This window comes from Bacillus sp. HSf4 (assembly GCF_029537375.1).
Lineage (GTDB): Bacteria > Bacillota > Bacilli > Bacillales > Bacillaceae > Bacillus > Bacillus sonorensis_A.
In genome coordinates this window covers 493,720-510,574 of sequence record NZ_CP120679.1, presented here as the reverse complement: position 1 = coordinate 510,574, position 16,855 = coordinate 493,720, and the positions used below count along the sequence as shown (strand labels likewise).

The following is a 16,855-nucleotide window of genomic DNA, read 5'->3' as shown; positions in this document are numbered from 1 at the left end:
TAACATTTTTCACTTTCTTTTCATACACTTGACTTAAGCAACTATTTTATTATAAATTGATTAAAGCAACGATTTACAGGGAGAGAGGTTCTTAGATGACGGAAATCAATCATTCTATCACTTTAAAATTCAGAAAGTTCAATCGATTTTACACGAACGTGCTCGGTTTTCTTGATGAGCACATTTATGACAGTCCGTTTTCCTTAACGGAAACCCGGATCCTGTTTGAAATCAAAAACACCACTCATTGCACGGCAAAGCTGCTTCAGGATACGCTCAGCCTGGACCGCGGCTATGTGAGCAGAATCCTCAAACGCTTCGAAAAAGAAAATATGGTGTACAAACAGAAAAGCGAGGAAGACAGCCGCAACCATTATATTTATTTAACAGAGTTCGGCGAGACGATTTACAAAAAGCTGGAGGCGAAAGCGAATCAGCAGATTGAATATATGCTGAAACATGTGGACGGCCATTATCAAAACAAGCTGGCCGATGCGATGCAGACGGTCGAATCCATATTGTCGGATCACCTGTCTCCGGAAAAAGCGGCGATTTCGATCAGAGACTACTATCTGTCGGACGACATCGAGCTGATGATTGAAAAGCAGCGGGCGTTTTATGCCGAGACACACGGCTGGGACGAGACATTTTTAGACTACCTTCATGAAACATTTGACGCTGAGATTGAAAAGATTTGGATTGCAGAAAGCGCCGGAAGATTCGCAGGATCTGTCGGGCTTGTCAAGCATCCCGGCAACACGGTGCAGCTCAGATGGTTTCTTGTCGACTCCGCGTTTCGCCAGCAAGGCGTCGGCACGCGTCTGCTGCAGGAGCTGACCGATTATTGCGAGCGAAAAAAATTTGCGCGGATCTATCTTTGGACGGTCAGCACAATGGCCGAAGCCAGACCTTTATATGAGAAATTCGGCTTCAGACTGACGGAAATCAAAGATGAAGCTGTATTATGGGGGCAAAAGCTCCAGGAAGAACGCTGGGATCGAGAGCTGGCCTAATAAATGGGAGGATTTATGAAACGGAAACTACACTACGCTTGGATTATCGTTTTTGTGACATTTTTGACGCTTTTGGCCGTCCAAGGGGTTCGTCTTTCTTTCGGCGCCTTTATTGAACCGTGGGAAAGAGATTTTTCTCTGGACAGAGGAACGACTTCACTGATTTCCACATTAAGCTTTATTGTCTACGGGATTTCCCAGCCGGTGATCGGCAAGCTAGTCGACCGGTTCGGCCCCAGAATCATTCTGTCTTTGAGCACGCTCCTTGTCGGCTTAAGCATCTTCTTTACATACCTTGTGACTTCGCCGTGGCAGCTGTTTATTCTGTACGGGGTCATCGCTTCCCTCGGAGTCGGCGGGGCGTCGAATGTCGCCTCAACCGTCATCGTCACCAATTGGTTTAATGAAAGGCGCGGACTCGCTTTCGGCATCATGGAGGCCGGGTTCGGCGCGGGCCAGATGCTGCTGGTGCCGGGATCGCTCATGCTGATTCACTGGTTCAATTGGAAAATCACCGTTATTGTCCTAGGGATATTTTTAATTTTAATCGTGTTTCCGATCGTCTTATTGTTTTTAAGAAACCATCCTACAGAAAAAAACGCGGAGCCGATCGGCGGATTTCCTGCGGAAGAAAAAAAGGATGATGCACCTGATCAGCCCGGCAAAATTCCGTACCGAGCCGTATTTCTCAGCAGAAAATTTTGGTTTCTCATCTTGCCGTTTCTGATCTGCGGGTTTACGACGACCGGTTTAATGGATACCCACCTGATTCCTTATTCACATGACCACGGATTTTCAACCCATGTCACCAGCGCCGCCGTAAGCCTGCTCGCCGGATTTAACATCATCGGCATTTTGATCTCGGGGGTTGTCGCCGACCGCTGGAGCAGCAGAAAAATTTTATGTTTTTTATATGCCGTGCGCGCATTGTCCCTTGTCATCCTATTGTCAAGCCATCAGCCGCTGCTTCTGCTCGGCTTCGCGATCTTGTTCGGTTTGGTTGACTTTGCGACCGTCGCGCCGACACAAATGCTCGCAACCCAGTATTTTAAGCAGTATTCGGTCGGATTCATTCTCGGCTGGCTGTTTCTCAGCCACCAGATCGGTTCTGCGCTTGGATCTTATTTGCCCGGTGTTTGGTACAGCCAGACAGGCAGCTACAACGTGGCTTTCTACCTTTCGATTATCATTTTGGCGGGCGCCAGCATATTGAACATCCTGCTGCCTGAACCGAAAAAAAGCAATCATCCGCTGGATGCCGATGCTCATTCCGTCCAGCAAAGCTGAAAAAAAGCCTGTTTTTGTTCAGTCAAAAACAGGCTTTCATTATTAAAATATCCACTTTTTAAATTGCTCCACTTTATGTTCGATCAGGTGGACGGTTGCCCCTCCTTTTTCGAACAGCTCCTGTGTGCCTACGACATCCGCTTGTTCGACCAGCAACCCCGCTTTTTCCGCCTTTAACCGACTAATCTGCAATTGAATCGAATCAATATAATTCTCATAATCGTCATGGACGACATGGTACATCGCGGTGTGGGCGCTGTCCCGCTCATCAAAAAATGCTTCTGCACGACGGCCTGTCCAATGTGCGCCAAGCTCCGGCTTCAGGATTTGTTTGATGTCCGAAGCGCTGATCCGTTGTTCTTTCTCAATGTTCTGCCGCGCTCGTTCCAGCTTGGAGATTTTCTCTTCAACGTTTTGCAGTTGCTGGGAAATGCCGCTGTGGGCCTGCTTGATCATTTGGCCAACATCCAATGAATAGTCACCTCTTCACACTTTCAGCCAAGGTTTGCCGAAAAGATTTTTTGCCATGATTGATATTATAAAGCGGAAAGTATGACTAAAAAATAGTTCTAAACGATCTTTTTCCAAAAAGAAAAGCTTTTTCCCGAATGGAAAAAGCTTCGAAACGATCCGTTAAGATTATGATGCTTTGTTTTTATTATAAATGTCGAACGCGACGGCAATCAGCAGGACAAGCCCTTTAATGGCCTGCTGCCAGTCAATGCCGAGGCCGAGAAGGGACATGCCGTTGTTCATGACTCCCATGACGAGGCCGCCGATAATCGCCCCGCCGATCGTGCCGATTCCGCCGTAGGCCGATGCGCCGCCAATGAAGCACGCCGCGATCGCGTCAAGCTCAAACAGGTTGCCCGCTTTCGGCGTGGCAGCGTTCAATCGGGCGGCAAATATCAGCCCGGAAAGCGCGGCGAGGACACCCATATTGACGAACACCATGAAGGTCAGCCGCTTTGTTTTGATCCCTGAAAGCTCAGCCGCTTTTTCGTTTCCGCCGATCGCATAGATTCTGCGGCCGATGACGGTTCTTTTCATCAAAAACGTGTAGGCGGCAATTAAGATAAACATGGTGATCAAAATGATCGGTATCCCTTCATAAGTGGCGAGAATATAGGTAAAAAGGTTAATAATTGCGATGATAAAAAATATTTTGACCGCAAACATTCCTTTTCCCTGCACATCAAATTGGAATTTCTTCTGCATGTTTCTTTGCTGCACCTGATAGATTAGATAAAGAATCGAAATACCGGCTCCGGCGACTATCGTCGTCATGTGGAGCATGCCTCCGTTCAGCCAGTCTGGGATAAATCCTGAAGCCATTCTTTGAAAGGGTACAGGAAACGGGGCGATCGACTTTCCTTCAAGCACGATCATCGTCAATCCTCTGAAAAGCAGCATTCCCGCCAATGTAACGATGAAAGCCGGAATCTTTACATACGCGACCCAAAACCCCTGCCAGGCGCCGATCGCCGCTCCCAACAAGAGCGACAGCACAACCGCTGCAAACATCGGCATATCGTTTTCGACGATCATCATCGCCGATACCGCTCCGACAAAGGCGGCCACCGATCCGACGGATAAATCAATATGTCCTGTTACGATGACGAGCATCATGCCAATCGCCAAAATGAGGATATAGCTGTTTTGCAAGATCAGATTTGTAATGTTTAACGGCCTGAGCAAAATCCCGTCCGTCAGGATTTGAAAAAGCAGCATGATAAACACGAGCGCAATGACCATGCTGTATTTGCGGATGTTTTGCTTGTACATGTCGCGAAAGATCTGCGCATACCCTTTCTCCGTCTGGCCTTTATCCGTTTGCACCGGTGTCTGCATACGCTTCTCCCCCTTTCTTGATCCGGTTTGTCATATATTTCATCAGCGTCTCCTGACTGGCGTCTTCCTTTGAAAACTCGGCGGTCAGTTCGCCTTCGCACATCGTATAAATTCTGTCACACATTCCCAGCAGTTCAGGAAGCTCCGATGATATGATGATCACCGCTTTTCCTTCCTCAGCGAGCTGATTGATGATCCCGTAGATTTCGTATTTGGCGCCGACATCAATGCCGCGCGTCGGTTCATCAAGGATTAAAATATCGGGCTCTGCAAAAATCCACTTGCTCAGCATCACCTTTTGCTGGTTCCCCCCGCTTAAATTGCCGGTTGTCTGATAAATGTCCGGCGTCTTGATGTTTAATTTCCGGCGGAAGCGTTCTGCTTCATGTTTCTCGCGCCGTTCATCCATCACCAATCCGCTCGCCACCTTGTTCAACTTGGACAGCGTGATGTTTCCTTTAATGTTGTCCATCAAAATCAAGCCGTTGCCTTTCCGGTCCTCTGTGACATAGACGATGCCGTTTTGAATCGCATCCCCGGCATGGCGGATGTTTAGTTGTCGTCCATCTTTAATAAGTGTGCCGGATATGTTTTTTCCGTACGACTTGCCGAAAATGCTCATCGCAAGCTCTGTTCTGCCTGACCCCATCAATCCCGCGATTCCTGCGATCTCCCCTTTTCTGACAGACAGATTGGCATCGCTGACCACTTTCCGGTCAGGCCTCAGGGGATGGTGAACATTCCATTCTTTTACTTCAAATATGACTTCGCCGATCTCAGCGTGTCTTTCAGGATAGCGGTTCTGCAGCTCGCGGCCGACCATGCCTTTGATGATTCTGTTTTCGGTCAGTTCTCCGCCTTGGACATCAAGCGTTTCGATCGTCTGCCCGTCGCGCAGCACAGTGATTGAATCCGCGATCTTTGTAATTTCATTTAACTTATGAGAAATCATAATTGAAGTAATCCCTTGTTTTTTCAGCTCCAATAAAAGGTTGAGCAGATTTTCGCTGTCATCCTCATTTAACGCGGCCGTCGGCTCATCCAATATGAGCAGCCGCACCTTTTTCGCCAGCGCTTTGGCAATTTCGACGAGCTGCTGTTTTCCGACCCCTATTTGTGAAACGAGTGTATCGGCCGGCTCTGCCAAACCGACCTTTTTCATCAGTTCAAGTGTTTCAAGCTTTGTCTTTCGCCAATCGATGACGCCTTTTTGCGCCTGTTCATTTCCCAAAAAGAGATTCTCGGCAATGGAAAGCTGGGGGACGAGCGCCAGCTCCTGATGGATAATGACGATCCCCGCTTCCTCGCTTTGTTTAATATTTTTAAACCGACAGACGTTCCCTTGGTACAAAATATCCCCCGCATACGTGCCATGCGGGTAGACGCCGCTCAACACCTTCATCAGCGTCGATTTGCCCGCACCGTTCTCTCCGCAAAGCGCATGGATTTCCCCCGCTTTGACACGGAGATGGACGTTGTTCAGCGCTTTGACGCCGGGAAATTCCTTTGTGATCCCTCTCATCTCCAATATGCAATCGGACATGACATCACTTCCCTAATTCCGATTCTTTATAGTAACCGCTTTCAACCAGCACCTCTTTGTAGTTCTCTTTATCGACGACGACAGGGTCAAGCAAGTAAGATGGGACGACTTTTTCTCCGTTGTCATAAGTCTTGGTGTCATTGACTTCCGCTTTTTCACCTTTTAAGACCGATGTCGCCATCTCAACGGCTTTTTTCGCCAGCTCTCTCGTATCCTTAAAGATGGTCGATGTCTGCTGTCCTTTGATAATCGATTTGACGGAAGCAAGCTCGGCATCCTGTCCAGTGATGATCGGCAGCGGTTTTTCATCGGTTCCGTAGCCGGCTCCTTTTAATGAAGAAATGATTCCGATGCTGATCCCGTCATAAGGTGAAAGCACCGCATCCAGCTTCGCTTTTGTGTAATGGGCGCTCAGCAGATTGTCCATGCGCGCTTGCGCGGTCGCTCCGTCCCAGCGCAGTGTTGCTCCTTGCTCAAATGAGGTTTGGCCGCTCAATACCTTCAGCTTCCCTGAATCGATATAAGGCTTCAAGACGGACATCGCGCCTTCAAAGAAGAAATGCGCGTTGTTGTCGTCCGGCGAGCCGGCGAACAGTTCAATGTTAAACGGCCCTTTTCCGTCCTTTAAGCCGAGCTTTTCTTCAATATATTTCCCTTGAAGCTCGCCGACCTTGCGATTATCGAATGTCGCATAGTAGTCGACATGCTTGCTGTTCATCAGAAGCCTGTCATAAGAAATGACTTTGATATCCTGTTTATTCGCTTTTTCAAGGACGTCTGTCAGCGCTTCGCCGTCAATTGAAGCGATCACAAGGACATTGACGCCTTTTGTAATCATGTTTTCAATTTGCGATACCTGGTTCTCAACAACGTCTTCAGCGTATTGCAGATCTGTTTTATACCCGAGCTTTTCAAATTCCTTCACCATGTACTTCCCATCATAAACCCAGCGTTCCGATGACTTTGTCGGCATCGAAATTCCGACAAAGCCCTTCTCTCCTCCTCCGCTTGCCTGATTGCCGGAGCAGGCCGACAACATAAAACAAAAGATCACCGCCATGATCACAAGCCACTTTTTCATGTCTGAAATCCCCCTTTTTGATTTCTCCCATCATGAATCAAGCCAACTGTATCATGACTTTCTGCCCTTCGTCTTTTGAATTAATTAACTATTTTTATAAAAAACAGACTTTTTTAAAGCGCTTACATTACAAATTTCCCCTTGTTTGTTCCATTCCCGACATCCGCCGGTACTGATTCGGCGACTGTCCCATTGTTTTTTTAAACACGGTGCTGAAATAGTGCTGTGTATCATAGCCTGTCTGTTCGGCAATGTCATGGATCGCCAGAGAGGTTGTCCGCAAAAGGTAAGCCGCTTTTTGCATGCGCATCTCCGTCAAAAGCTGGACAAATGTCATGCCCAGCTCCCGCTTCATCGTCCGGCTCAGGTAAACGGAGGAAACTTGCAAGGCTTTAGCTGTCTCCATTAAAGAAAACTCCCTTTCCGCGAAGTGCTTCTGCATATATTCTTTCGCCCGCGCCACGACCGGGGAGAGATTGAAAGATTGGGAAACCTTTTGTCTGCAAGCCTTGTAGGCTTGCGGCAGCGAATGCCAGGCTTGTGCAAGACTGATAAAACAGGCGGCTGCACTGACCTCAAGCTCAGATTGAATGAACGCTTCAAGCGTCCGCCGTTCTTCTTCTGTGATCAGGCGCCAAACACAAATGGCGACAAGGCGGTCATCACTGGAAAAAACGGCCTTCACCGCTTCTTCTTTAAAAAATTGCTCGACTTTTTCTTTCACAAGAGCTGCTGGAGTGATCTGTAAATGTCCGGTGCCGACAACACCGAGCATCTCCGGTAAACGGGCTGGAAGCTTGAGACATTCGAGCTGCCGGGATATCTCTTCTTCTTCAACTTGATCCTGAACCCAGTCGTTGAAAAAATGCTCCTTAAGCAGATCAAGGTTTTTTTGAATATGCTCCTCAGCGAGCTTTTGCTCATGCCGTCTCTTTTTTTCTGCTGCAAGCGAGCTCATGATCGTTTCCAACACCTTTTCCAAATGCCCGGGATGGACAGGCTTCAACAGATAATCATCGACATTCAGCCTGATCGCTTCCTGGGCATATGCGAATTGGTCATAGCCCGTTACAATGACAAACCGGCACAGCGGCAGCTCCCGGCGCAGCTTTTTCATCAGCGTCAATCCGTTTATGATCGGCATGTTCAAATCGACAATCAATAGATCAATTTTGTACTGCAGGGCAAGCTCAAACGCCTCCTCCCCGTTTTCCGCTTCGGCCGACACATTCATATCATATCGCTCCCATTGCACAGCATCCCGTATACCCTCCCGAATCCACGGTTCATCATCGGCAATCAGCACCCGCCATTGTTCACTCAAGTCCTTTCCCTCCTTTAATCAAAATCGGCAGCCGAATCAAAACAGAGGTGCCCGCCCCTTTCCGGCTTTCAACCGTTAAACCGAAAGGCTCTCCAAAGGTGAGGGCGATCCGTTCATGGACATTGATCATGCCGTAGCCGGTCGCATTTTCCCGCTTTTTAAATTGTTCATTGATTTTGTTTAATGTGTGTTCATCCATTCCGGCTCCGTCATCTTCGACCTTTATCGTCAGACAGCCGTCTTCTTCCTTTCCAATGATCCGGATATGCCCAGGTCCGCGCTTTTCTTTGATCCCATGGTAAATCGCGTTTTCAACGATGGGCTGAAGCACCAGCTTCAAAATCAGCCGATCGCCTGCAAACTCAAGTCTTTCAATCGAATAATTCAGTTTATCGCGGTATCTCGCTTTTTGAATTTTTAAATAGTTTTCGACGTGTTCGAATTCATCCGCTAAAGGAATGATGTCCCGGCCCTTGCTCAGCGATATCCGAAACAGCTTTGATAGGGCCTGCACCAAATCGGTAACCTCCTCCGCCCCTTTTTTCCTCGCCATCCAATTGATCGTATCCAACGTATTGTACAGAAAATGCGGATTGATTTGCGCCTGCAAAACCCTGAGCTCCGCTTCCCTTTTTTGCCGCTCCTGCTTTTCCGTCACAAACATCAGCTCTTTGATCCTGAGCATCAAACGGTTGAAGCTCTTACCTAAAAGGCCGATTTCATCCTGCCGGTTCTCTTGATAAAGCGTCGAAAAGTCTCCGCCTTCGGCTTTCTGCATAAAAGAAGTCAGCTTTAAAATCGGCCGGGACATCGAATAGGATAAATAATAGGAAGCCGTCAGTCCCAAAAATCCGGCAGCCAACAAGAACAAGAGCACATACAAGTGGATTTCTTTCACTTCAAATACCGGTTCGCTCTTTTTGAAGACCCCGACTGTCGTCCAATTGGTAAAAGCGGATGTTTCATAAATAAGCTGGTAATCCTCCCCTTTAATCCGCTTTGAAAAATGGCCTGAGCTTTGGTGCTGAAACCATTGTTTCGGCAAAAACAGCTTTGAAGCCTCAGGCGAATAAATGTTACCGCCGTTTTCATCCATGATCAGCAAATAGCCCGTTTTCCCCAAACGGATGTTTTTCGTCGCTTCCGCCAGAACGCGCAGCTTCAAGTCGATTAACACGACGCCTTTGACATGCTGCGTCTCAGGATCAATTACAGCTCTGACGGCTGAGACGACTTCATCTTCTCTGTAGTTGACATGGCTTCTGACATTCCGGTTCACAGGCTTTCCAATCATCTTAAAAATGCCTTCATTTTTCACAGCCGCCTGATACCAGGACTCCTTTGTCAAATCCGTCTCTGTCCGTTTATACATCTCATTTGTGATCATCTCACCCTCGTCATTGACGACGAGAATTCCCGCGGCTTCAGAATATAAGGAGGTCAGCCCCTGCAAAAACTTTCGCCGTTTATAATCCGCTTCCCCGTCGCCTTTTTGATGGTCAAAAAACGCTTCCATTTCTTCGTTCGTCGAAATTAAATATGTAAGATTCTGCATGTGGCTGACATACACTTCAGTCGTTTTATTCACTTCACCGATCAGCTGCAATGTATGATCGATCATCTGCTTTTCAAAAATACTTTCCACCGCCCAGGCCGACAAAATGCCGAGGCCGATCGTCGGCAGCATGCTGATTAACAAGAGAAGACTGATCAGTTTATAGCGGATCGGCATATTGTTGATCGCGTTTTTAATCATTCGCATAGTAATCTTCCACATTTTTTTTCGTAATGATGGTGATCCCGGTGTCGATCGATGCCGGGAGTGAATCCGCCCTTTTTAAATGGCGGCTTAAGAAAAACAGCATATGAAGCGACCAGTAGCCCATCTGCCATGTATCCTGCCCGAGGGTGGCGGCAATCGTTCCGTCTTTAATGCCGTCCAGCGTTTTTTTATCTTTATCAAAGCCTATGACCTGGACTTTTCCTTCGAGGCCCGCCGCTTTTACGGCCTGCGCCACCCCGCTCGCTCCATTCGCTTCGGTCGTGAAAATCCCTTTGATGTTCGGATTTTTTTGCAAAATCTTTTCCGCCTCTTTTTTCGATGTCAATTCATCCCCTTTTCCGTCCAAAACAGCGGACACTTTCATGTGCGGATATCGTTGTTCGATCGTTTTGTTAAAACCTTTCGTCCGCTCCTGCTGATTATATTGGCGCGGCTGGGTGATGACGGCGGTTTCGCCTTTTTCGTTCAAGAGCCCGGCCATTTGTTCAGCCGCGGCAGCGCCCGCTTCCCTGTTATTCGTGCCGATATATGTCGGCGCTTTGCTGAAAGGAGCGTCCGAATCAAACAAAACGATCGGAATGCCCTGCTCACAGGCTTTATTAATAACGGGGTTCAAAGCCTCGGGATCGATCGCGGAAACGGCGATCCCCGCCGGCTTCTTCGCGATCACCTGTTCGAGCACAGTTGTCTGCTCATGAACATCGTAACGGGCCGCCCCCCGGTATTCGACAGAGACGTTGAAAAGCTGTGCAGCATCCTCAAAGCCTTTCAAACCGCTTTTCCAATATTCAATGCCTGACTGAAACGTCACCATCACATACTTTTCCGAGAGACTTCCTGTTAAAGGACCGCTTTCCCGCGCGGTGGAACCGGCTTGGTCGCTCTTGGAATAATCGTATACGTAAAGAAAAAACAAACAAAGCATGACCGCATAAACAACCAGCAGCTTTTTCATCTTCATCCCCCTGTTGTCCGGAGAACTAGACAGTTTCAAATCCGTTGAGCATGTATATGACAGCGAATTGGTTAGGAATCCAACTGAGACTTTTGACAGAATCCCGCCTGTCCCCTTTTTTCATCACAAACAGACAAATATCCCCCCTTGTTCATACGAAATATCTAATCTATTTGACATTTTCCGCGAAAAACCTTGTTGAGCCTCTTGAAAGATCACCTTTTTCTTAAAATAACCTTAAAATTTGCGAAACGGAAAATAAATATGATAAAAAACAAGGTCTCAGGAACTAAGTCTTTTAACCTTATTCAAAAATGGGAAAAAGTCCAAAATCGCAGTCAGGATAAGGAATAGACCCATATTTCCAGCGGGTTTCATCCCTTGTTCACGGTACATTTTTCCTATTCAACTCATTTATACCATGTTGTAACATTAATAAGGTCCTTTATCGGACGATTTCCAACAGGCCATTTGAATCAAATCGCCGGGAGGTGGCAGACCATGATCATCTGGGAAAAAACGGTCCTGTATGGTATGCAGGGTACACTTGTCATCAAAAAAGAACAGCTGAAAGAGCTGAAACATTGCAAATCTGAATTAACAAATATAAAAGAAGAATTCTCCGATTCGAAAAGCAGCATCAAAAAGCCCGGTCTGTCTTCGACGACATGGCAGGGCAGCCTTGCCGATTCTTTTAAAAGCGTCAGAAGCGATATGAAAACAGCCTACAATGATATTTACGGCAAACAATTGAATGAGGTGTTTAAAAAATTAAACGAGCGCATCAACTCTTTAAACGATGAAATACATTCACTCGGTCAAGATATCAGCTCATTAAAAAAGAAAATTGAGAAGCTGGAAAAAGAAGAAAAACAATCGCGACATTAAAAGGAGTTGGAAGCATGAGCCAAGAAATCAAAGTCAATTCCGGTGAAGTCAAGCACACACTCTCACAGCTGAAGCATTCCGCACAGGGAATCAAGTCGAGCGTACCGACAGACATCAGCGGCAAAAACCATCTCGATGTCGTCAAAAAAATCGAAGGCATGAACAAAGATTTACAAAAGCTGACAAAAGCCTACGCTTCGGCTCTCTCCAAACAAATCATCCAAACCGAATCAGCGGTAGAGACGATGAAAGATACAGACAAAAAGCTGGCATCATCCATTAAAACGAAGTAGAAGGAAGGGATACGGATTGAAAACACTAGATGTTCAGGCATTTCAAAACGGCCTTGACAAGACGCTGACTGAATTAAAAAACCAGGAAAGCGACATTGCCAAAGTCAAACAAAGCGTCAAAGGCATCACATCCCTTGACGACGCCTTAAAAGGCGCGGGAGGCGAAGCGATCCGTTCCTTCTATGAAGAGTGCCACACCACTTTTCTTCTTTTTTATGAATCTTTTATCTCCGACTATAAAGGAATTTTAGAAAAGACGAAAAGCGCCCTCCAATCCTTGGAGCCAACCGAAAACGGCTTTATCTCGCAAAGCTTTCTCGAACACGAACTCCATGACGGTGTCAGCCAAGCCGAATCGCTGACAGCCAGACTCACGGCAAAAGCCAATATGACAATGCTAACCGTCAAAAACATCGTCGACCTGCCCGATCTCGACGACTCCGCCGTCAACGAAAACGCCAAAAAAGCCCAACGACAAATCAGCGAGACGATCGAAAAGCTCCACACCTTCGACCGCGAACAGACAAACGCGCTGAAAAACGCGCGAGAAGACCTGGACACGATGAAGCAGTACATCGAGCAACTGGAGAAGATGTATACGGGGCCGAAGATTGAAATCTCTCAATATAAAAGCGGATCGATCCTCGAAGCGCCAAACGACTCAACAATCAATCAGGCTTCCGGCGGCTTGCAAGGCGGAGTGCAAGACACCGGCGAAACACCGATGGAAAAGATGCTTGGGCGCTTTAGAGAAAAAGACGAAGAAGGCAAAATTGATGACGCGGCAAAAGAAGAATTTCCGTTTGAAGTCGATTTGACGTATCCTGTAGCTAGTGCAGGAAGTTTGTATGGGACGACTACTGCTGCGACGGATTTTGGGAAGAGTGTGAAGCATGTTAAGAAAGATGGAGTAAAGATTGAGAGAAAAGTAAAATTCAAAAAAGATGGAACAGAATTAAGACGTTATAAAGTGAAAAACGGAGAAGCCATAGGACTAAAAGGGAAAAGTTATGATGAATCATGGATAAAATCCCAGGTGAAGGCTGGTAACAACCCTGAAATTGCAAAATTAACTCGTCCCTCATCTGCTTTCAAAAGCGCTATGAAAAGCAAGCTCGGCTGGGCAGGCGTTGCCATTACAACTGGCGAAGACCTTATTCATAATATCAATGATGATGCTCCTATTGAAAAAACGGTTGGCGATGCTACTGTTGACGTGGGAATAGGTGCCGCGACACTAGGGGTAGGTGCTGTAGCCAGTGCGTTATTAATTGCGGGTGGAGCCCCTGTTATAGCGGCTGCTGGTGTATCACTTATGGCTACAATCGGTATATCTGAACTTCTAGGCGGAGTTAAATGGGGTAAGGACAAAAAAAGCATAACCGATATGGCAAAAGATTCTGTAGAATCTGGTTTAAAAACAGTAGCAGGGTGGTTTAAATAAGAAAAAGGCTGGTGAAGAAACCTTGCTCAAATTAAAGGAGAATACTAAATACGGTAAATTACCTTCTGACATTCAAACCCATCTTACGGCTTCCAGCTCAAAAGACGATAAACTGACGATGCTTGGATTCGTTATTTTGTTTTTAGATATCATATGCGGTGGACCATTAATAGCAAATGGTGAAAAAATGTTCATGATGATAGCACTGCCTTTTATGCTAGGTATTAACATATGGACAGTCATTGTCATGTTTTTGAAGCCAAGTTATCGTAATAATTTGCACTTCACTCTGTATAAAGGTGGAACTGGTGCCGTACTATCATTTTGTTATTTTGTACTTTCACAGAAATATGCCTTTTCAGCATTAGGCTTTAACCTTTTATTTTTCATGATTTCTTTATTAGCCTGTATCATGATCATTCTAGGATTTATTCGATACTACCTTATTGTTTTTCCAAATTTCCAAAAAAAACGGACAGGCAGTCCAGCTTGGGGAACCTACTTGCTAACCATAGGACCAGGATTAGGTTATATTATCGCCCAGTTCATCTTTCGCTTTTCTGATTCTATCGTTACCCTGTTTATGAGTTATATTTACTTGTTCCTTGCTTGTTTTTTTATTTATTTTGGAGTCAAATTCTTTCATCAATACTTTTTTATTAGAGCCAACCAAGACATCATCGACAAACATTTAAGAAAGGGGAAATACAGCCATGGCCGAAAATAACTTACTGCCCTCCGGCTCAATCGTCTTACTTCAAGGTGGATCAAAAAAATTAATGATCTACGGAAGAAAACAGATCGTTGTCAGCGAGGATCCAAAAATGTTTGACTATATCGGCGTTTTCTACCCTGAAGGCTACATTAATCCCGACTACACCTTTGCTTTTAACCATTCAGACATTGAGAAAGTAATTTTCGAAGGCTACCAAGACGAAGAAGAAATCGAGTTTCAGCAAGTTCTGGCTGAAGCGATTAATGATTGAATACACGAAGCATCTCACTCGGGATGCTTTCTCTTATGCTAATTTTCAAATTCAGAGCAGAAATTACCTGACGTTATTTTATAGCTTTCATCAGCCGAAATGGTATTCTCTGTTCTTTCACATCAATTGATAAAAGGCAGGTGAACACCTTGCTGAAATTAAAGGGAAATCCGAAATACAGGAATTTACCTTCCCGCATCATAACCCATTTAGCATCTGAAAGCTGTGATAAAGATGCTAAGTTAAACATGCTGTGGATGATTTTATTTACTGATTTAATGTGCGGCGTGCTGATCATAGCGATTGGGGAAACATTTTTCACGGCTATATCATTACCTTTTATGATCGGTATTAACATATGGACAGTCATTGTCCTGTTTTTAAAACAGAGCGATCGGAATGATTTGCATTTCACCATATATATAGGGGCAGCTGGCGCTGTATGTTCTTTTTGTTATTTTGTATTATCACAAGAACTCGTTTACGTTTTGCTCGGTTATGACCTGATATTTATCATCACGTCTTCATTCGTTTATATGATTGTGATTTTAAGTATGGTTCTACATTACCTTATCGTTTTCCCAAACGATAAAAAAAAGACAGACAGTACGACTTTGGTAAACTGCTTGTGTTTATTTGGAATAGTCGCTTACATTGCGGCGTTTTTCTTCCTGCATTTTTTTGAAGGCGGAGCTACCTATTTTATGAGTTATACCTTTTTGGCATTTACTTTCTTTTTTTCTTTTATGGGAGTTAAATTCATTCATAAATTCTTTTTTATCAAAGCCAACCAAGACTTGATCGATAGACGTTTCAAAAAGGGAACATACAGCCCTCGACCGAAAGTCTTGAAACGGAGCAATCGCCGGAACACAAACATGATTGATTTACGAAAAAAAACAGATCGAAGCTAGCCACAATTGTTTTCCTTTGCTTTTTCAGAGATAAGTATCGTTTGACCAAGAAAAAGGAGCTTTTTGATGAAACACGAAAAAAATGTTCTGTACAAAAAAATAAATGAAGCGATGATCATCTTCATGATTTTATTCCCTGTAGTTGGTATCTTTTTTGTCATCATGACAATATGGGCGTTAGGAGAACAAGCTCCTTCAGAAATTCCCTTGGTTATTACCGTTGTCAGCATATTTTTTTTCGCTCTTCCACTCCTACTATATATTTACAGAAAAAAAGTCTGGCTGAAAAAATGCACGCGGAATCGTTCAGAGGGATAAAACGATGAAACATAACAGCGGAGGAACAACAGTTTTACCTAGATTAAAAGAAACGCCTACATACAAAGATTTACCTTATCATATTCAATCTCATTTGACGGCTTCCATCAGCCTGGAAACAAAATGGGGAATGGCCTGTTTTATCGTGTTGATGCTGGATGTGTTATGCATATTCCCTTTACTGGCGGACGAAGTCCAGTTTTTCACTCTCGCCGCCATACCTGTCGTCATCCTGATCAATATATGGCTGATCATCATGAATGCCAAAAGCATGACCGGATATCATCATCACCTTCGGTATGTTCTCTTTATGGGCGTTTCTTTCAGCGGCATATCATATTGCCAGTTAATCGTCTCGCAAAAGATGATGTTTGCTGCCATCGGTTTTCATTTGCCGCTGGTCATTTTGTCTCTGTTCATATATGCCGCCGTCATCTTCCTTGTCATCCGCTACTACTTGGTTGTATTCTCTGATCGTAAACGATGCAACAGACAGGCGGCAGCTTGGACGGGGATGTTCCTGGCGTCCGTTCCGGCATCCGGTTTTATGATCAGTCATGCCGTTTGGCGTGTTTCCGAGTCTGCCGTCTATTTGTTGATGAGTACCGTCTATCTGCTTATGGCTTGTTTATTTTCGATGATGGGGGTCAAATTCATCCACAAATACTTCTTTATCAAAGCGAATCAAGACATCAGACGGCACATCAGGCTTTTGACGAAAAAAGGAGCGGTCATTTTTGCAAGGCAGAAATAAAATCATTCTCTCAATCTATTCTCTTCATGCAACAATCATTCTTTTGACCGGCCTTGTCAGACCTTCAATGAACTGGAAAGAAAAGATTGCTGTCACCGGCTTTATGTTCGTTTCAGTATCTTTTGTCGCATTTATCCTTTATGTGTTGTTACATAAGAAAAATCAACGCGAGCCTAGATGCAACATCGTCGCGAAAATCTTTTGGAAGAAATACAGAAAGCCGTTCACGCTCTCTTACTATTTCGCCGTCCTGATTGCGGGAACATCCGTATTTTCCATGACCGGACTCTCTTTTGCATGGAAATCCGGCGTGTTCGCGATTTTGGTTGCGGTAATATCGGCCGGCTTTTTTGCGGCTTATCAAGCGGCGAATCAAATGCTGGACGAGTCTTGTGTGGACAGAATTCCTGCGGAAGAATGA

18 protein-coding genes are annotated in these 16,855 nt (G+C 45.3%); 11 read left to right on the top strand and 7 right to left on the bottom strand.

The window, feature by feature from the left end; genetic code table 11:
- Positions 1 to 95 precede the first annotated feature (95 nt).
- Both P3X63_RS02535 and P3X63_RS02530 read left to right on the top strand, forming a co-directional pair.
- Positions 96 to 1,013, top strand: a complete 918-nt coding sequence (locus tag P3X63_RS02535; RefSeq protein WP_277692425.1) for a bifunctional helix-turn-helix transcriptional regulator/GNAT family N-acetyltransferase — start codon at positions 96 to 98, stop codon at positions 1,011 to 1,013.
- 15 nt (positions 1,014 to 1,028) lie between these two features.
- On the top strand, positions 1,029 to 2,300 hold the full coding sequence (locus P3X63_RS02530) for an MFS transporter (protein WP_026585890.1): 1,272 nt from the start codon (positions 1,029 to 1,031) through the stop codon (positions 2,298 to 2,300).
- Between the two features lie 42 nt (positions 2,301 to 2,342).
- On the opposite strand, the gene P3X63_RS02525 is transcribed toward P3X63_RS02530, so the two are convergent.
- The 7 genes from P3X63_RS02525 to P3X63_RS02495 form a co-directional block, all read right to left on the bottom strand.
- A complete protein-coding gene (locus P3X63_RS02525; protein WP_277692424.1) occupies positions 2,343 to 2,771 on the bottom strand; it encodes a YwqH-like family protein in 429 nt (142 codons plus the stop codon).
- Between the two features lie 168 nt (positions 2,772 to 2,939).
- Positions 2,940 to 4,151, bottom strand: coding sequence for a multiple monosaccharide ABC transporter permease (gene mmsB / locus P3X63_RS02520; RefSeq protein WP_277692423.1), 1,212 nt, complete (start codon positions 4,149 to 4,151; stop codon positions 2,940 to 2,942).
- Positions 4,126 to 5,694 (bottom strand): multiple monosaccharide ABC transporter ATP-binding protein, encoded by a 1,569-nt coding sequence (gene mmsA / locus P3X63_RS02515; protein WP_077735724.1) that lies wholly within the window; start codon positions 5,692 to 5,694, stop codon positions 4,126 to 4,128. Before mmsA ends, mmsB begins: the two co-directional genes overlap by 26 nt.
- A 4-nt stretch (positions 5,695 to 5,698) precedes the next feature.
- Positions 5,699 to 6,775, bottom strand: coding sequence for a multiple monosaccharide ABC transporter substrate-binding protein (gene chvE / locus P3X63_RS02510; protein ID WP_026585887.1), 1,077 nt, complete (start codon positions 6,773 to 6,775; stop codon positions 5,699 to 5,701).
- Positions 6,776 to 6,902: 127 nt separating this feature from the next.
- Entirely contained in the window at positions 6,903 to 8,099 is a 1,197-nt protein-coding gene (locus P3X63_RS02505) for a response regulator (protein WP_277692422.1), read from the bottom strand.
- Positions 8,092 to 9,855, bottom strand: coding sequence for a cache domain-containing sensor histidine kinase (locus tag P3X63_RS02500; RefSeq protein WP_347176595.1), 1,764 nt, complete (start codon positions 9,853 to 9,855; stop codon positions 8,092 to 8,094). Before P3X63_RS02500 ends, P3X63_RS02505 begins: the two co-directional genes overlap by 8 nt.
- Positions 9,848 to 10,837, bottom strand: a complete 990-nt coding sequence (locus P3X63_RS02495; protein WP_277692420.1) for a substrate-binding domain-containing protein — start codon at positions 10,835 to 10,837, stop codon at positions 9,848 to 9,850. The genes P3X63_RS02500 and P3X63_RS02495 overlap by 8 nt, the downstream gene beginning before the upstream one ends.
- 501 nt (positions 10,838 to 11,338) lie before the next feature.
- On the opposite strand from P3X63_RS02495, the gene P3X63_RS02490 reads away from it, so the two are divergent.
- The 9 genes from P3X63_RS02490 (at position 11,339) to P3X63_RS02450 (ending at position 16,855) form a co-directional block, all read left to right on the top strand.
- Entirely contained in the window at positions 11,339 to 11,725 is a 387-nt protein-coding gene (locus P3X63_RS02490) for a YwqH-like family protein (RefSeq protein WP_277692419.1), read from the top strand.
- A 14-nt stretch (positions 11,726 to 11,739) separates the two neighbouring features.
- On the top strand, positions 11,740 to 12,018 hold the full coding sequence (locus P3X63_RS02485; protein ID WP_277692418.1) for a YwqI/YxiC family protein: 279 nt from the start codon (positions 11,740 to 11,742) through the stop codon (positions 12,016 to 12,018).
- A 16-nt stretch (positions 12,019 to 12,034) separates the two neighbouring features.
- Positions 12,035 to 13,462, top strand: coding sequence for a ribonuclease YeeF family protein (locus tag P3X63_RS02480; RefSeq protein ID WP_236251167.1), 1,428 nt, complete (start codon positions 12,035 to 12,037; stop codon positions 13,460 to 13,462).
- Positions 13,463 to 13,484: 22 nt separating this feature from the next.
- Positions 13,485 to 14,189 carry a hypothetical protein gene (locus P3X63_RS02475; protein WP_026585882.1) on the top strand — a complete coding sequence of 235 codons (705 nt, stop codon included), beginning with the start codon at positions 13,485 to 13,487 and terminating at the stop codon, positions 14,187 to 14,189.
- On the top strand, positions 14,176 to 14,448 hold the full coding sequence (locus P3X63_RS02470; protein WP_026585881.1) for a DUF4176 domain-containing protein: 273 nt from the start codon (positions 14,176 to 14,178) through the stop codon (positions 14,446 to 14,448). Before P3X63_RS02475 ends, P3X63_RS02470 begins: the two co-directional genes overlap by 14 nt.
- Positions 14,449 to 14,597: 149 nt before the next feature.
- Positions 14,598 to 15,362 carry a hypothetical protein gene (locus tag P3X63_RS02465; RefSeq protein ID WP_277692417.1) on the top strand — a complete coding sequence of 255 codons (765 nt, stop codon included), beginning with the start codon at positions 14,598 to 14,600 and terminating at the stop codon, positions 15,360 to 15,362.
- Between the two features lie 66 nt (positions 15,363 to 15,428).
- A complete protein-coding gene (locus P3X63_RS02460; protein WP_026585879.1) occupies positions 15,429 to 15,680 on the top strand; it encodes a hypothetical protein in 252 nt (83 codons plus the stop codon).
- Between the two features lie 4 nt (positions 15,681 to 15,684).
- Positions 15,685 to 16,434: a hypothetical protein gene (locus P3X63_RS02455; RefSeq protein WP_277692416.1), complete on the top strand. Its 750-nt coding sequence runs from the start codon at positions 15,685 to 15,687 to the stop codon at positions 16,432 to 16,434.
- On the top strand, positions 16,418 to 16,855 hold the full coding sequence (locus tag P3X63_RS02450; RefSeq protein ID WP_277692415.1) for a hypothetical protein: 438 nt from the start codon (positions 16,418 to 16,420) through the stop codon (positions 16,853 to 16,855). Before P3X63_RS02455 ends, P3X63_RS02450 begins: the two co-directional genes overlap by 17 nt.

Excerpts from the sequence above, each read along its gene's own strand:
- P3X63_RS02470 (WP_026585881.1), top strand. The coding sequence starts at position 14,176 with ATGGCCGAAAATAACTTACTGCCCTCCGGCTCAATCGTCTTACTTCAA.
- P3X63_RS02490 (WP_277692419.1), top strand. The coding sequence starts at position 11,339 with ATGATCATCTGGGAAAAAACGGTCCTGTATGGTATGCAGGGTACACTT.
- mmsB (WP_277692423.1), bottom strand. The coding sequence starts at position 4,151 with ATGCAGACACCGGTGCAAACGGATAAAGGCCAGACGGAGAAAGGGTAT.
- P3X63_RS02530 (WP_026585890.1), top strand. The coding sequence starts at position 1,029 with ATGAAACGGAAACTACACTACGCTTGGATTATCGTTTTTGTGACATTT.
- P3X63_RS02535 (WP_277692425.1), top strand. The coding sequence starts at position 96 with ATGACGGAAATCAATCATTCTATCACTTTAAAATTCAGAAAGTTCAAT.
- P3X63_RS02455 (WP_277692416.1), top strand. The coding sequence starts at position 15,685 with ATGAAACATAACAGCGGAGGAACAACAGTTTTACCTAGATTAAAAGAA.
- P3X63_RS02500 (WP_347176595.1), bottom strand. The coding sequence starts at position 9,855 with ATGATTAAAAACGCGATCAACAATATGCCGATCCGCTATAAACTGATC.
- P3X63_RS02485 (WP_277692418.1), top strand. The coding sequence starts at position 11,740 with ATGAGCCAAGAAATCAAAGTCAATTCCGGTGAAGTCAAGCACACACTC.
- P3X63_RS02495 (WP_277692420.1), bottom strand. The coding sequence starts at position 10,837 with ATGAAAAAGCTGCTGGTTGTTTATGCGGTCATGCTTTGTTTGTTTTTT.
- chvE (WP_026585887.1), bottom strand. The coding sequence starts at position 6,775 with ATGAAAAAGTGGCTTGTGATCATGGCGGTGATCTTTTGTTTTATGTTG.
- mmsA (WP_077735724.1), bottom strand. The coding sequence starts at position 5,694 with ATGTCCGATTGCATATTGGAGATGAGAGGGATCACAAAGGAATTTCCC.
- P3X63_RS02460 (WP_026585879.1), top strand. The coding sequence starts at position 15,429 with ATGAAACACGAAAAAAATGTTCTGTACAAAAAAATAAATGAAGCGATG.